This is a genomic window from Variovorax sp. WDL1, from assembly GCF_001541225.1.
Classification (GTDB): Bacteria; Pseudomonadota; Gammaproteobacteria; order Burkholderiales; family Burkholderiaceae_C; genus Variovorax.
Window position 1 is genome coordinate 110,159 of the sequence record NZ_LMTS01000164.1, and the last position, 14,882, is coordinate 125,040.

General features: G+C 67.9%; 10 protein-coding genes. 3 read left to right on the forward strand and 7 right to left on the reverse strand.

Features of this window, described 5'->3' with window-relative positions; genetic code table 11:
- From APY03_RS42635 to mutL, 3 genes are all read right to left on the reverse strand, one after another.
- Nucleotides 1-837 (reverse strand): MFS transporter (locus tag APY03_RS42635; RefSeq protein ID WP_232324376.1); only part of this gene is annotated, 837 nt, incomplete at its 3' end.
- A 52-nt stretch (nt 838-889) separates the two neighbouring features.
- Nucleotides 890-1,852: an alpha/beta hydrolase gene (locus tag APY03_RS23410; protein WP_083944528.1), complete on the reverse strand. Its 963-nt coding sequence runs from the start codon at nt 1,850-1,852 to the stop codon at nt 890-892.
- A gap of 159 nt (nt 1,853-2,011) precedes the next feature.
- Nucleotides 2,012-3,874 carry a DNA mismatch repair endonuclease MutL gene (mutL, locus tag APY03_RS23415; protein WP_068680548.1) on the reverse strand — a complete coding sequence of 621 codons (1,863 nt, stop codon included), beginning with the start codon at nt 3,872-3,874 and terminating at the stop codon, nt 2,012-2,014.
- 206 nt (nt 3,875-4,080) lie between these two features.
- Between mutL and APY03_RS23420 the strand changes: the two genes are divergently transcribed.
- Entirely contained in the window at nt 4,081-6,831 is a 2,751-nt protein-coding gene (locus tag APY03_RS23420; protein ID WP_068680549.1) for a hypothetical protein, read from the forward strand.
- A gap of 77 nt (nt 6,832-6,908) precedes the next feature.
- Nucleotides 6,909-7,559 carry a DedA family protein gene (locus tag APY03_RS23425; protein ID WP_068680550.1) on the forward strand — a complete coding sequence of 217 codons (651 nt, stop codon included), beginning with the start codon at nt 6,909-6,911 and terminating at the stop codon, nt 7,557-7,559.
- A 75-nt stretch (nt 7,560-7,634) separates the two neighbouring features.
- On the opposite strand, the gene APY03_RS23430 is transcribed toward APY03_RS23425, so the two are convergent.
- The 4 genes from APY03_RS23430 to tsaE form a co-directional block, all read right to left on the reverse strand.
- Complete coding sequence (locus tag APY03_RS23430) at nt 7,635-7,925, reverse strand: glycine zipper domain-containing protein (protein WP_068680554.1); 291 nt, start codon at nt 7,923-7,925, stop codon at nt 7,635-7,637.
- Nucleotides 7,926-8,070: 145 nt separating this feature from the next.
- Nucleotides 8,071-11,649, reverse strand: a complete 3,579-nt coding sequence (locus APY03_RS23435; protein ID WP_068680555.1) for an indolepyruvate ferredoxin oxidoreductase family protein — start codon at nt 11,647-11,649, stop codon at nt 8,071-8,073.
- A 111-nt stretch (nt 11,650-11,760) separates the two neighbouring features.
- Complete coding sequence (locus tag APY03_RS23440; protein WP_068680557.1) at nt 11,761-13,254, reverse strand: N-acetylmuramoyl-L-alanine amidase; 1,494 nt, start codon at nt 13,252-13,254, stop codon at nt 11,761-11,763.
- Between the two features lie 74 nt (nt 13,255-13,328).
- Nucleotides 13,329-13,829, reverse strand: a complete 501-nt coding sequence (gene tsaE, locus APY03_RS23445; RefSeq protein ID WP_068680559.1) for a tRNA (adenosine(37)-N6)-threonylcarbamoyltransferase complex ATPase subunit type 1 TsaE — start codon at nt 13,827-13,829, stop codon at nt 13,329-13,331.
- Here tsaE and queG point away from each other — a divergent pair.
- A complete protein-coding gene (queG, locus tag APY03_RS23450) occupies nt 13,815-14,882 on the forward strand; it encodes a tRNA epoxyqueuosine(34) reductase QueG (protein WP_068680561.1) in 1,068 nt (355 codons plus the stop codon). The genes tsaE and queG overlap by 15 nt on opposite strands.

The following is a 14,882-nucleotide window of genomic DNA, read 5'->3' on the forward strand; positions in this document are numbered from 1 at the left end:
GGCCACCGAGTTCCAGAGCATCACCAGGCCGTACTGGGTCTTGGAGAGGCCGAGCACCTGGATGAAGACGAATGAGGAGGCGGCGAGGAAGGTGAAGAGCAGGCCGTAGGCGGCCGTCGTGAGCGCGGAGAAGGCCCGGAAGGTGGGATGGCGCAGCACCATGGCCCAGGTCGCAGCGAGCGCCGGGAGGCGCAGCGCGTCGGGGTTGCGCCGCACCAGCGACTCGTCGAAGCGCAGCCAGACCAGCGCCAGCGCCAGGGCGCCGAACAGGGCCGGAACCGCCAGCGCCATGCGCCAGCCGAACAGGTCGGACACCAGGCCGCCCACCGGTGCGCACGCGCAGGCGATCAGGCCGAGGCCGGTGAGGGCGCGCGACATCATGCGTGCGCCGTCGGCCGGCTGGTACAGGTCGCGCACGATCGCGCGCCCCGCCATCACCGCGGCGCCCATGGCCGCGCCTTGCAGCGTGCGCCAGACGATGAGCAGCTCGATCGAGGCCGCGACGGCGCCGCCGATGCTTGCGATCACGTAGGCCGCGAGGCCCCACAGCAGCACCGGCCGGCGGCCGAAGCGGTCCGACAGCGGACCGAGCACCAGCTGCGAGCAGCCGAAGGCCAGCAGCAGCGCACTGAGCGTGAGCTGGGCCTGGCCCATGGGGGCGCCGAAGCCTGCGGTCAATGCGGGCAGGGCCGGCAGGTAGAGGTCGGTGGTGACGGGCTGGATGCCGAGCAGCAGCGCCAGCAGCAGGACCACGAGGCCGGGAGACATGCGCGAGGCGGGCGGCTCGGCGGCGGGGGCGAGGGCAGGGGCGGCAGCAGGCGCTGCGGTGGGGGGCATGCGCCCGAGGGTAACAAATGCCATGCGCCCCGGCGAAGGGCCGCGGCGGGCTTCAGATCTTGTGCGGCAGCGCCGAGGCAGCGTCGCGCTGATGGACGGGCATCGCCGGGCGTGCAGCAGGCGTTTCGTGCGACGTTGTCGCTTCCTCCTGCACCGCCAGCACGGTCGGCGGCTTCATGCGAAACAGCTGGCCCAGGGCAGCTCGGTATTGCGCCTCGCCGATGGAGCCGGTGCTGTGGTGCGAGCCCCCTTCGACCAGCACGAATTGCTTGGGCACCGTGGCGGCTTCGTAGAGCTTGCGCCCGAGCGTCGGGTTGATCAGGCTGTCGGCGCTGCCATGCACCACCAGCAACGGGGCGCCGATGCTCCTGACCTTGGAGATCGCCTCGAAGCGCTGCGTGATGAGCGGTCCGAACGGCAGCCAGCCCCACTTGAAGCTGCTGACCACGTCGGCGATCGAGGTGAAGGTGCTCTCGACGATGGTGCCGCTCTCGTCGTTCACGTGCGAGGCCAGGTCGATGCCGATCGCGCCGCCGAGCGAGTGGCCGAAGATGTAGCGGTGCTGCTTCGGGTGCCGCGCCGCCAGCCAGATCCAGGCGGCACGCGCGTCCTCGCGGGCCGAATCCTCGGACGGCAGGGCCTTGCTGCTCTTGCCGAAGCCGCGGTAGTCGATGGCCAGCACCGCAAAGCCCAGCTCGTGCATGCGCCGCATGCGCGGGGCCGAGCCGGCCACGTTGTACTTGGCGCCGTGCAGGTACAGCAGCACCGGGGTGTCGGCCGATGCCGGCGCGCCGCCCAGCCAGAGGCCGTGCAGCCGGGCCGGCTGCCCCGTGACCTTGGATTCGAAGTCGATCCAGACATGCTCCATGCCCTCGCTCATCGCCTCGGAGTTACCCCAGCTGCGGTCGCTGGGCTGGAAGATCCATTCGCGCTGGCGCTCGTCGAGAGTGGAACAACCCCCGGCCAGCAAGGCGACCAGGGCGGTAGCGGAGGCGAAGAGGTACCAGGACTTCATCGGAAGGCTGAATGACAGAAGTTTGAGAGAAAAGTTCACTCAAGACTGCATGCAACGGCTGTGCCCGGCTTCTCGATGACGCGTGAAAACCCTTGGTGGCGCGGCCAACTTGCGACAAATGTGCGGAAGTTGGCGCGAGGCGGACCTTGAAAAAGTACCTCAGCGGCCGCGCATGAACAAGCCGTCCAGTTCCCTGACGGAGAGCTGGCGCCAGGTCGGCCGGCCATGGTTGCACTGGTCCGAGCGCTCGGTGGCCTCCATCTGGCGCAACAAGGCGTTCATCTCGTCGATGGTCAGCCGGCGGTTGGCGCGCACCGCGCCGTGGCACGCCATGGTCGAGAGCAGCTCGTTCTGCGCGCGCTGCACGACGGTGCTGGCGTCGTGCTGGGCGAGTTCGGCCAGCACGCCGCGGGCCAGCTCCACCGGGTCGCCATCGGCCAGGGTGCCGGGCACCGCGCGCACCGCCAGCGTGCGGGGGGAGAAGGGCGTGATCTCCAGCCCCAGCGCCGGCAGCACCGCGGCGCAGGCCTCGGCGGTCGCGACTTCCTGGGGCGTGGCGGCGAAGGTGGCGGGAATCAGCAGCGGCTGGCTGGCGATGGCCGCGCCGTCGAGCTGGGTCTTCAGGCGCTCGTAGACGATGCGCTCGTGGGCGGCATGCATGTCCACGATCACCAGGCCCTGGCTGTTCTCGGCCAAGATGTAGACGCCTTGCAGCTGGGCCAGGGCGCGGCCGAGGGGCCATGCGTCATCGCCGTGGGCGGCGGATTTGGCGGAGGGCGCCTGCTCGAAAGAGGCGGCGGGGGGCGCCTCCTGCGCTGCCGCGGAGCCGAACGATGGCAGGGGCGCGACGACCGGCTCGCGCCGCTCGCCGGGCCACATCGCGGCAGCATCGCCCAAGCCGCGCTCGGCGGCGAAATGCATGGCCGGCTGGGTCCATGCCGGTACGGCCGGCGCGCTGCGCGGCTTGAAGAAGGGCGCAGCCGGCACCGAGACCGCATCGCCGGCACGCGGCGCCGCCAACGCGTTCTCGATTGCATGGCGTACCGCCTGGTGCACCTCGCGCCCGTCGCGGAAGCGCACCTCGATCTTGGTGGGATGCACGTTGACGTCGACCCGCGCTGGATCGATGTCGAGGTACAGCGCATAGACCGGCTGGCGCTGGCCGTGCAGCACGTCTTCGTAGGCGCTGCGCACCGCATGGGCCAGCACCTTGTCGCGCACGAAGCGGCCGTTGACGTAGAAGAACTGCTGGTCGCCGCGCGAGCGCGCCGCATCGGGGATGCCGGCGCGGCCCGTCACGCGCACCGGCCCGGCGGCATGCTCGACCGCCACGCTCTGCGCCACGAAATCTTCGCCCAGCGCATCGGCGAGGCGCGGGTCGCGCGCTTCGGCGGCGCGCCATTGCTCGACCAGCTTGCCTTCGTGCCAGACCGCGAAGCCCACTTCCGGGCGTGCCAGCGCATGGCGCCGTACGGCCTCGACGCAGTGGGCCAGTTCTGTAGCGTCGGTTTTCAGGAACTTGCGGCGCGCCGGGGTGGCGAAGAAGAGCTCGCGCACCTCGACCGTGGTGCCGGTGGCGCGTGCCACAGGGCGCAGCTCGCCGGTGCGGCCGTCGAGCGCAAAGGCGCCATCGGCACCGGCCGCGCGCGAGAGCAGGCTCAACTCTGCGATGGCATTGATGGCGGCCAGCGCCTCGCCGCGGAAGCCCATGGTGCCCACGGTTTCCAGCTCGCCGAGGCTTGCGATCTTGCTGGTCGCGTGGCGGCGCAGCGCCAGCGGCAGTTCGTCGCGCGGCAAGCCCTGGCCGTCGTCCTCGACCGAGATCAGGCGCACGCCGCCGGCCGCGAGCCGCACCGTGATCTGGCGCGCGCCGGCGTCGAGGGCGTTGTCGAGCAGCTCGCGCACCACCGAGGCCGGGCGCTCGACGACCTCGCCAGCCGCGATCTGGCTGATCAGTTCGTCGGGGAGTTCGCGGATGGGGCGGCGCACGGCCGAGGGGATGGCAGAGGGAAGGGCGCTCACCCAGCCATTCTAGGAGGCCGGCGCACTTGATCGAGCGACTTCAATTGCTCGGCCGGGGCATGCAGTCAGCGTTGAAAAGCAAAAACACCGATGCAGACCGTGAAAGATTGGTTTGCTTCGCATCTGCATATGTTCAGCAAGCGTCCCCCTGATCCTTCGGGATAGGACAATTCCGACAGCAGCTGACTTGCCTTCTGGAGCCGTAGATGCATTTGGGCCAACCGCGTTTGAGTCGGATCACCGGGCCGCACGCGCCTAACGTGCCTGCAGGCTTGGCCAGGCAGGTTCGCAAGGGTTGCGGCAAAGATGCCCTGCCGAAGGAATGGGACGTTTTCGTCCAGGATGGGACTGTTCCCGATTCATGCTCGCTCAACAAAATCGCCGCGGTTTTGGTGCGCAACGGCCAAGCCGAAGCCCTGGCAGCGCTGGTGGAGGCGGCGGGCCGCGACCAGCCGGTGCACCTGGATCTGGGCGGTCAAGGGCTGGACGGTGAACCGGTGGCTACCACCCTGAAGGAATTCCTGGAGACAGCTTCGAGCGAGGGACTCGTGTTGACGATCGATCTGAACTCCAATCGAATTGGCGACAGAGAAATCGAGATCCTGGCCCCAGCCCTGAGCAAGAGCCAAGCTGTAGTGTCCCTGAACCTGTCGAACAACCCGCTGGGCGCTGAGGCCGCAAAATGCCTGGCCGAGGTATTGCATTCCCCCTGCTTGCAAAGACTGGACCTGAGTCGATGCGAGATCGACGAGTCAGGCATCGAAGCGCTTGAGGTAAGCCTCCGATCCTTTCAAGGAGCCGCCTCGATACCGCTGGTGGTGCTGACGAACGATGGGGCCGCGCTGAGCGACGGAACCAAGCTGCACGTGTCCGTCGAGGATTTGCGTGCGATCCAAGATGCGCTCTCCAGCGGCGATCAGATCCAGTTGCTGATCGAGCATTACATGCAGTCCAAAAATTGCGAAGCCCTGACATGGTTGGTCCATGAAGCGGCCATGACGCAGCAAGGATTTTGTCTGTCCCTGCATGGCGTGGAGATTGACGACAAGAATGTGGGCACACTTTTCGAGTGCTTGCGCAAGCTGCCGGCGTCCACGATGCCCTTTGGGATAAATCTTGCGAGTACGGGTATCACGTCCGGCGATGCAATTGAAATCATCGCAGCGTTGACAGGTCTGCTGGTGACGCAGCTTGATCTGTCCGGCAATCCCATCAACATCACAGACGGAACGAGGCTGTGTCAATCGTTCCTGAACTCCTCGCTGCAGCGGCTGGAGTTGAACAAGTGCTCGATCTGCAAGCCTGGCGCCCAGCTGGATCCTGCCCCAGGCCTGGCGACGCGGGCCGAAGCCAAGCCGCAGGTGGTACTGACGAACAACGGCGTCTTGCTGGACGACGGCACCCACCTTGACGTGTCGGGCAATGATCTCCTCGACCTCTATGACGCCTTGTCGAGCGCCAAGGATACCCAGTACCTGGTCAGACAGTACCTGTCTTCGCGCGCGGTGGACGCCCTGACATTGCTGATCCATGAGGCGGCCAGGATGCAACAGCCGTTCTGGTTTTCACCGAATGACAAGGAACTCGAGACGGAGGACGTGAACACGATCGTCACCTGCCTGCGAAAGCTTCCTGTGTTCACGGTGCCGTTCGGACTGAACCTCTCGGGCGCCTCTCTCGGTTCTGCGGAATTGCTGGAGATTTTCGATGCGCTGGTCGACAGGCCTGTGGCTTCGCTGGACCTGTGCGCAAACTCGATCAGTGACGAAGCGGCGACGAGTATTGCCGACAAGCTGTTCCGCAGCGGGTTCCTGAAGCGGATGCTGGTCGATGGCGCCTACTTGAGCGATGTCGCCTGTTCCATCCTGTCGGACGCCCTTTCGAAGAGCGAGTTGATATTTCTCGGAGGGATGCGTCAGTCCGCCACTCTCCAAGTTGGAGAGGCATCCACCGTGGCTGCGCGGGTCTCATCGGAAGCCATTGCCACTTGGCAGGCTTGCCGCGAATCGCTGCTGCCAGCGAGCACCGTGTCACGTTCGGAACGCCTGCACCTGCCACCCCAAGAGCCGCCGCAAAATGTCGAAGTCGATCTCGCCACGATGATCGGACTGGACCTTGCCACCTGGGCGCTGCAACACAGCCTGCTGCTGAAGGCGTTCAACCAAAGGTACATGTTCACTGAAGATCTGGCTGCGCGCGAGAGGGAGGTGAGACAAGGCAGGAAGGCGCAAGAGGGCTTTCCCCCGCCGGACCTGGCACAGATGGCTGATTCCATCGTCCGCCAGGGCGGGGAGAACTGCTACGGCCACGCCGATTGGAACTTTGCGATGCTGGCCGCAAAAATCCGCCAGGTGCACGAAGAGCATCCAGAGCTCAGGCCGTACCTACCCGACGTTTTCGTGGCAACCGACGAGAATGCCGGTGATCGTCTGGAGGGTGGCAGTGGAGACGATGGTCATCAATACCTCGTGTTGACATTCGGAAACGGATCCGGAAAACAACTGATGCTGGATAGTTGGGTGCTGTATCCCATGGTGCACCCGTTCGAGGATGGGGACTACAAGATCCATGATGTGCTGGACCGGTATGAGGCAGGCAGCGATCTCACCGCACGGAAGCGGGTGGTGCACCCGGACATCCTTAAGCGTCTGGATGACTTGTCGCAGCGCAACCACGACAGCCAGTTGCTATCGCGCGCGCAATACGCCGATCAGAACCATTACACGGCCGCTCATTGGGACGTTTCCTACTCGTACCGGCCGGACGCGCCTCGATGCACGTATACATGCGGCTCGATGGTGTTCGATCCCGACCGTGTCAGCGAAAACTTCGAGCTCCGGATCAACTGGGGCAAGCAAATCGACTGGATGCTGCAGAACATTGCAAAGGCGCCGAGGCTGGCACGTGCGGCGGATCTCAGCCCCCTGAGAGCGTCTGATCCGCTGCTGAAGCTTTAAGTCTCGAGTTCCATGGCGCTGTGCGGCCACCCGCGACGCACGCAGGGCGCATCCGCTGAATCGGGATAATGCGCCGCATGGAAATCATCAGCTTCTTGGTCGACTTCATCCTTCATGTCGACAAACACCTGGAGACCTTCGTCATCGCCTACGGTCCCTGGGTGTATGCGCTGCTGTTTCTCATCGTGTTCGTCGAAACGGGGCTGGTGGTCATGCCCTTCCTGCCCGGCGACTCGCTGCTCTTCATCGTGGGCGCGTTGTGCGGCGCGGGGCTCATGAGCTTCGGGATCGCGGTGCCGGTCCTCATCGCCGCGGCCATTTTGGGCGACCAGTGCAACTACAGCATCGGCCGCTACTTCGGGCCGAAGGTGTTCCAGTGGGAGAGCTCGCGCTTCTTCAACCGCAGGGCGTTCGACCAGGCGCATGCCTTCTACGAGCGCTACGGCGGCATCACGATCGTGCTGGCGCGCTTCATGCCCTTCATCCGCACCTTCGCGCCCTTCGTGGCCGGCGTCGCCGAGATGACCCGTGGCAAGTTCACCCTCTACAACATCGGCGGCGCGCTGCTGTGGGTGGTGGGCCTGTGCACGGCCGGCTACCTGTTCGGCAACCTGGCTTTCGTGAAGGAACACCTGGACAAGATCATCTGGGCGCTGATCATCGTCCCCGGCCTGATCGCGATCTTCGGCGCCTGGCGCGCGAGCCGCACGCCGTCTTCGGTGCGCTGACCGCAGGGGTAGCGTGCACGAAAAAGGCGTGCCATCGGCACGCCTTTTCGTCCATGCGTCGAACGCAGGTCGGGCTCAGTAGGTCGGCCCGTTGTACGGGTAGTAGCCGCCGCTGCGCTGGCCGCGGTAGTAGTTGCGGTCATAGTTGCGCTCGTCGGCGCGACGACCCACCTGGTTGCCGATGACACCGCCGATGGCGGCGCCGCCCACGGTGCTGGCGGTGTTGCCGCCAATGGCATTGCCGATCACCGCACCGCCGACCGCGCCGCCCGCCGTGCCCCATTGCTCGTTGGGTCCTGCTGCGCAGCCCGCCAGCGCCATGATTGCCGTGGCCGAACCGGCCGTGATCCAGAGACGTGTCTTCATGTTGTCCACCTTTCGATGAGTGATGAAGACATTGTCGAAACCCGCCGCGCGCCGCTTGTAGGAGCCTGCCGCACCCCCTTGCCCGAGAGTGCGCGGAGGGGGTGTGCAACAAGAAGCAACCGCGGAGTCGTCCGCGCGACCCGCGTCAGCGCCCCGAGGCGGTCACCGCGATGCCGCGGATCTGCCCGGCGGCGCGCGAAGGCGCGGGCCGCGGGAAGGCTTTCGAATCGAAGCGGTACAGCAGCTCGGCCTCGCGCACCCGCGCGAGCGCGACGTTGGCCTGCTTCACGTGGCCGAAGCCGCGCATCTGCATCGGCAGCAGCGCGATCTCGGTCGCGACCTTCAGGCGCTCGGCATTCAGCGAAGGCAGCAGCGACTCGATGCGGTGACGGTAGTCCTCGATCAACGCACGCTCCATGCGCCGCTCGTCCGTGTAGCCGAAGGGATCGAGCGCAGTGCCGCGCAGCCGGCGGCCGTGGGCCAGCAGCTTCAGCATCGGCATCATCCAGCCGCCCAGGCGCAGCTTGCGCGGCGGCCGGCCGTTGCGGGCGCGGCTCAGGCCGGGCGGGGCCATGTAGAACTCGAGCCGGAGCTCTCCTTCGAACTGCTGCTGCAGCGAGTGAGCGAATTCGCCGTCGGTGTAGAGGCGGGCCACTTCGTATTCGTCCTTGTAGGCCATGAGCTTGAGCAGCCCCTGTGCCACCGCGCGCGTGAAGGGCAGCGCGGGGTCGGCCTGGAGTGCGGCCTCGCGCTGCCGCACCGCGGCCACCGTGCCGGCATAGCGCTCGGCGTAGGCGGCGTTCTGGTACGCCGCGAGGTGGGACATGGCGCGTTCGATGAGCGCGTCCAAAGGCTCGGGCTGTGCCGGCTCGGCCGACGTGCCGCGCAGCAGCGAGGCTGCGGCATCCGGATCGCCCGCGGCCAACCGGCCCAGCGAAAAGGCGAGCTTGTTGTTGTCCACCGCCACGCCATTGAGCTCGATGGCGCGCAGCACGGCCTCGAGGCCCACCGGCACCAGACCGCGCTGCCATGCGTAGCCGAGCGCGAGGATGTTGGAGACGATCGAATCGCCGAGGAAGGCGTCGGCGAGCGCTTGCGCATCGAGCGTTTCGACGCGATCGGCGCCGGCGGCGAAGCGCAGCTTGTCGAGCAGCTGCGGCGCCTTGAGGCTGGCGTCGGGGTTGTGCAGGCTCTCGGCCACCGGCGTTTCGTGGGTGTTGGCGAGGATGCGGGTGCGGCCGTGGCGCACGGTCGCAAGCGCGTCCGCCGAGGCGCCCACCACCAGGTCGCAGGCCAGCAGCGCATCGGCCTGCTGCGTGTCGATGCGCACCTGGTTCAGGCGCCAATGGATGTCGGCCAGGCGCACGAAGCTGAGCACAGAGCCGCCCTTTTGCGCGAAGCCCATGAAGTCGAGCACGCTGGCGCTCTTGCCCTCCAGGTGCGCGGCCATCGCGACCAGCGCGCCGACCGTGACGACGCCGGTGCCGCCGACGCCCGTCACCAGCAAATCGTAGGGGCCGGTCCAGTCGTGCGGCGCCGGACGCGGCAGCGCGTTCACGCGCTGCATGAAGGCGTCGGCGCCGTTGGCCAGTGCACCGGTCTTCTTGCGCATGCCGCCGCCCAGCACGCCGACGAAGCTGGGGCAGAAGCCCTGGGCGCAGGAATAGTCCTTGTTGCAGCTGCTCTGGTCGATCTTGCGCTTGCGGCCCAGCGGCGTCTCCGTCGGCAGCACGGCCACGCAGTTGCTCTGCACCGAGCAGTCGCCGCAGCCCTCGCAGACGCGGTCGTTGATGTAGAGGCGCCGTGCGGGATCGACCAGCTCGCCCTTCTTGCGGCGGCGGCGCTTCTCGGCGGCGCAGGTCTGCTCGTAGATCAGCACGGTGACGCCGGGGATGTCGCGCAGGCGGCGCTGCACCGCGTCGAGCTCGGCGCGGTCGTGGAATTCCGTGCCGGCGGGGAAGCGCTGCCGGATGCCCTTGTACTTGCCGATGTCGTCCGACACCACCACCACCTGCTTCACGCCTTCGGCCTCCACCTGGCGGGCGATGCCGTCGACGCTGATGACGCCGTCCACCGGCTGGCCGCCGGTCATGGCCACCGCGTCGTTGAAGAGGATCTTGTAGGTGAGGGTGGCCCGCGCCGCGACCGCCTGGCGGATCGCGAGGTAGCCCGAGTGGTAGTAGGTGCCGTCGCCGAGGTTCTGGAACACGTGCGGCACGCGGGTGAACATCGCGTGCGAGACCCAGTCGACGCCTTCGCCGCCCATCTGGATCAGCCCCTCGGTCTCGCGGTCCATCCAACTGGCCATGAAATGGCAGCCGATGCCCGCCTGCGCGTGCGAGCCCTCCGGCACGCGGGTGCTGGTGTTGTGCGGGCAGCCGGCGCAGAAGTAGGGCAGGCGCTTGACGCTGTCGCTGTCATTGGAGAGCAGCTCGGGCGGGGTGAAGTCGCGCACCAGGTGGCGCCGGTCGAGGTCGGGGAAATGAGTGGCCAGCCAGTCGGCGACGACCTGGATCAGGCGCGAGGGCCGCAGCTCGCCGACGGCGCTCACCAGCGGCCGGCCTTGCGCGTCCTGCTTGCCGACGATCGCCGGGCGCTCCGCGGCGTTGTAGAACATGGAGCGCAGCTGCTCCTCGACCACCGGGCCCTTCTCCTCGATCACCAGCACTTCCGTGAGGCCCTGCACGAAGCAGTGCATGCGGGTCGGCTCGACGGGATAGGTCAGGCCCAGCTTGTAGATGCGCAGGCCGTGGCGGGCCAGGGCTTCGGTGGTCACGTCCAGCCGGCGCAGCACCTCCATGAGGTCGTAGTGCGCCTTGCCGGCGGTGACGATGCCCACGGTCGCTTTGGCGCTCTCGACGATCAGGCGGTCGATGCTGTTGACGCGGGCGAAGGCGCGCACCGCGTCGAGCTTGGCGTGCAGGCGCTGCTCGATCTTGAGCGAGGGCAGGTCGGGCCAGCGGTAGTGCAGGCCGTCGGCCGGCGGTGCGTAGCCGGTGATGCGGCGCACGGTGTCGCCGTCCTGCCAGGTCGCGGCGCGGGCGTTGACCAGGTCGAGGTCGACCGTGGAGCCGCTTTCCACGATTTCCGACAGCGCCGTGAAGCCGACCCAGTTGCCCGAGAAGCGCGACAGCGCCCAGCCGTACAGCCCGTACTCCAGGTACTCGGCAACGCAGCCCGGCGAGACCACCGGCGCGTGCCAGGACTGGAAGGCCTGGTCGCTCTGGTGCGGCATCGAGGAGGACACGCAACCATGGTCGTCGCCGGCGACCATCAGCACGCCGCCATGGGCCGATGCGCCGTAGGCGTTGCCGTGCTTGAGCGCGTCGCCCGCGCGGTCCACGCCCGGCCCCTTGCCGTACCACATCGCGAACACGCCGGCGCAGGTGCGCTCGGGGTCGGCCTCGACGCGCTGGGTGCCGAGCACTGCGGTGGCGCCGAGTTCCTCGTTGATGGCGGGCAGGAAGCGGATGCCGCTTTCGTCGAGCTTCTTGCCGGTCTTCCACAGCGCCAGGTCCACCATGCCCAGCGGCGAGCCCCGGTAGCCGCTGATGAAGCCGCGCGTGTCCAGGCCGGCGGCCGCATCGCGCTGGCGCTGCATCAGCATCAGCCGCACCAGCGCCTGGGTACCGGTCAAGAAGACGGACCCGCCGCTGGCCCAGAGGCTGTCGCTCAGGCGGTAGTCGGGGCGGGCGAGGGGCGTGGGGACAGTGGTGTCGGCCATGGCGTTGGTTGTACCTCGCGAGACTAACGCTGGATGATGACGAAGGATGCAGGAATTCGCCGAAGCCCGCATGCCGTGCGGGACGGCATGTGGTGGGGCAGGTCGAAAGGCCTACAGCTCGCGGCTGCGCGCCAGCGGCGGGTTCTGCGCGAAGTAGCGGTGGATGCCGCGCATCAGGGCATCGGCCAGGTCTTCCTGGTAGGCCACGCTGCGCAGCTTGGCCTCTTCCTCGGGGTTGCTGATGAAGGCTGTCTCTACCAGCACGCTGGGAATGTCAGGCGCCTTGAGCACCGCAAAGCCGGCTTGTTCGACGCGCGGCTTGTGCAGCCGGGCGCCGATGCTGCGGATCTCGCCGAGCATTGCGCCGCCGAGCTTGAGGCTGTCGTTGATCTGCGCCGTGGTGCTCATGTCGAGCATGGCGCGCTGCACCTGGGCCTCGTGCGAGCCGACGTTCACGCCGCCGACCCGGTCGGCCTGGTTCTCCTTGTTGGCGAGCCAGCGCGCGGCGCTGCTGGAGGCGCCGCTGCGGCTCAGCGCGAACACGCTGGCGCCGCGCGCATCGGGATTGGTGAAGGCATCGGCATGGATGCTCACGAACAGGTCGGCCTGCACGCGGCGGGCCTTCTGCACGCGCGTGCCCAGCGGGACGAAGAAGTCGGCGTCGCGCGTGAGAAAGGCGCGCATCGGGTTGCCGTTGACGCTGCTGGCGTTGATGCGGTCGCGCAGCCGGTGCGCGACCTGCAGCACGATGTCCTTCTCGCGCGTGCCGTTGGGACCGATGGCGCCGGGGTCCTCGCCGCCGTGGCCGGGATCGAGGGCGACGATGATGATGCGGTCGGTGCGGCTGGCGGTGGCCGTGTTGCCGTTGCCGTTGTTACCGCGTGCCGTCGCCGATGGCGGCACGGGGGGCATCACCGGTGCGGTGCCCACGACCGGCGGCAGCGGCGCGGGCGCGACCAGCGCGGGGGCGGCCGCGCTGCCGCCGGGCGGCGTGACGGGGCGCATCGATTGCTGCGCCATGAGGTCGCCCAGCGGGTCCGCCGCGGGCGGCGCCGGCCGCAGCGGCGCGGGCGTGTCGCCGGGCGCGCCCGCGTTGCGCGGCGCGATGCCGGCAACGGTGCTGTCGCGGCCCTGTGCCTTGGGGGCATCGCGCAGGCGCTCGGCGATCAGCGCTTCCATGGGATCGATGGCCTGCTGCGGGTACAGGTCCAGCACCAGCCGGTGCTGGTAGGCCGCCACCGGGGCCAGCGAGAAGACCTGCGGCGCCACTGTCTGCTTCAGGTCGAACACGATGCGCACCACGCCCGGCGCGAACTGGCCGACACGCAGGCCGTTGATGTAGGGGTCCCCGGGCTTGATCTTGCCGACCAGCTCGCGCAGGGCCGGGTTGAGATCGATGCCTTCGATGTCGACCGCCAGCCTCGGCGGATTGCCGACCACCAACTGCTGCGAGTGCAGGCGGCCGTCGGATTCGATGGTGACGCGCGTGTAGTCGTTCGCCGGCCAGACACGCACCGCCACGATGGTGGCGCCGCGCGCGATCTCGTGCACGCCGAGCAGCAGGGCGAGGCTGCCGCCTTGCAGCAGCAGTGAGCGTCGGTTCATGACGACGTCGCGGTTCGCTGGAGTACCGTCGCCTGCGGCTACGGTGCTGTTCGCATGGGGAGCGGCCCAACGGTTCATGCGGCGGCGGCGTCGATCAGGCGGCTGCCGAGCGCGGTGTTCGCTTGCAGGGTCACGGTGCGGGTGTCGTCGGTCATTGCTTCGATTTTAATAGCAAGGTCGGCAAGGGGAATGCGCCCTGCAGCGTTATCGGGCCACTCCGCGAGCTTGAGGCCGGGGCCCGCGAAGATGTCGCGGAAGCCGGCGTCGTCCCATTCGTGGGGGTCGCTGAAGCGGTAGAAGTCGAAATGGAAGATGGCGAGCCCGCCGGGTGCCTCGTGCGGCTCGACGACCGCGTAGGTCGGGCTCTTGATGCGCGAGCCGATCCCCAGCGCCCGCAACAGGTGGCGAACGAAGGTGGTCTTGCCGGCGCCGAGGTCTCCATGCAGTGCGATGAACGCGTCGCCCAGCGCTTGCGATGACGCGAGCTTGACCGCGAGCGCGTCGCAGTCGTCCTCGCTCAGCCAGCGCTGCACCAGGGTTCGGGTTTCTACAATCGGCAGGTGATCGGCAGCCATCAACTCGTGAGTCGGATTCGGGCAGAGGCCCGGGAGCTCGGATTCTCCCAAATCGGGATCGCGGGTGTCGATCTGTCGAGCGCGGAGGAAGGACTCGCGCAGTGGCTGGCGCAGGGCTTCCACGGCGAGATGCACTACATGGCCGCGCACGGCACGCGGCGAGCCCGGCCGGCCGAGCTGGTGCCGGGCACGGTGTCGGTGATCACCGCGCGCATGGACTACCTGCCGCGTGGCACGGCGGACGACTGGCAGGCCGTCGAGTTCGACCGGCTGCGGCGCCCGGGAGAAGCCATCGTCTCCGTCTACGCCCGCGGCCGCGACTACCACAAGGTGATGCGCGGGCGCCTGCAGCGGCTGGCCGACCGCATCGCCGAGACCGTGGGGTCTTTCGGTCATCGCGTGTTCACCGATTCGGCGCCCGTGCTCGAGGCCGAGCTCGCCTCGCGCAGCGGGCAAGGCTGGCGCGGCAAGCACACGCTGGTGCTCGACCGCGAGGCGGGCTCGATGTTCTTCCTCGGCGAGATCTACGTCGACATGGCCCTGCCTGCGAGCGCGCCGGTCAGCGCGCATTGCGGAAGTTGCAGCGCCTGCATCGAGGTCTGCCCGACGCGCGCCATCGTGGCGCCCTATCGGCTCGATGCACGGCGCTGCATCTCCTACCTGACGATCGAGCATGCGGGGCCGATCCCGCTCGAGCTGCGGCCGCTGGTCGGCAATCGCATCTACGGCTGCGACGACTGCCAGCTGATCTGCCCCTGGAACAAGTTCGCGAAGAAGAGCGCCTTGCCGGATTTCGATGCGCGCGAGGGGCTGGGCGGGCGCGAGCTCGGCGAGCTCTTCGCGTGGAGCGAGGAAGACTTCCTGCGCTACACCGAGGGCAGCGCGATCCGCCGCATCGGCCACGAGCGCTGGCTGCGCAACATCGCGGTCGCGCTGGGCAACGCGCTGCGCGCCGGCCGCCAGGAGGCGCGCGCCGCCCTGGCCAGGCGGCGCGGCGATCCCAGCGCGCTGGTGCGCGAGCATGTCGAATGGGCACTCGGCCAGGGCGAGTGA

Excerpts from the sequence above, each read along its gene's own strand:
- APY03_RS23430 (WP_068680554.1), bottom strand. The coding sequence starts at position 7,925 with ATGAAGACACGTCTCTGGATCACGGCCGGTTCGGCCACGGCAATCATG.
- APY03_RS23440 (WP_068680557.1), bottom strand. The coding sequence starts at position 13,254 with ATGAACCGACGCTCACTGCTGCTGCAAGGCGGCAGCCTCGCCCTGCTG.
- APY03_RS23420 (WP_068680549.1), top strand. The coding sequence starts at position 4,081 with ATGCATTTGGGCCAACCGCGTTTGAGTCGGATCACCGGGCCGCACGCG.
- APY03_RS23435 (WP_068680555.1), bottom strand. The coding sequence starts at position 11,649 with ATGGCCGACACCACTGTCCCCACGCCCCTCGCCCGCCCCGACTACCGC.
- APY03_RS23425 (WP_068680550.1), top strand. The coding sequence starts at position 6,909 with ATGGAAATCATCAGCTTCTTGGTCGACTTCATCCTTCATGTCGACAAA.
- tsaE (WP_068680559.1), bottom strand. The coding sequence starts at position 13,829 with ATGGCTGCCGATCACCTGCCGATTGTAGAAACCCGAACCCTGGTGCAG.
- APY03_RS23410 (WP_083944528.1), bottom strand. The coding sequence starts at position 1,852 with ATGAAGTCCTGGTACCTCTTCGCCTCCGCTACCGCCCTGGTCGCCTTG.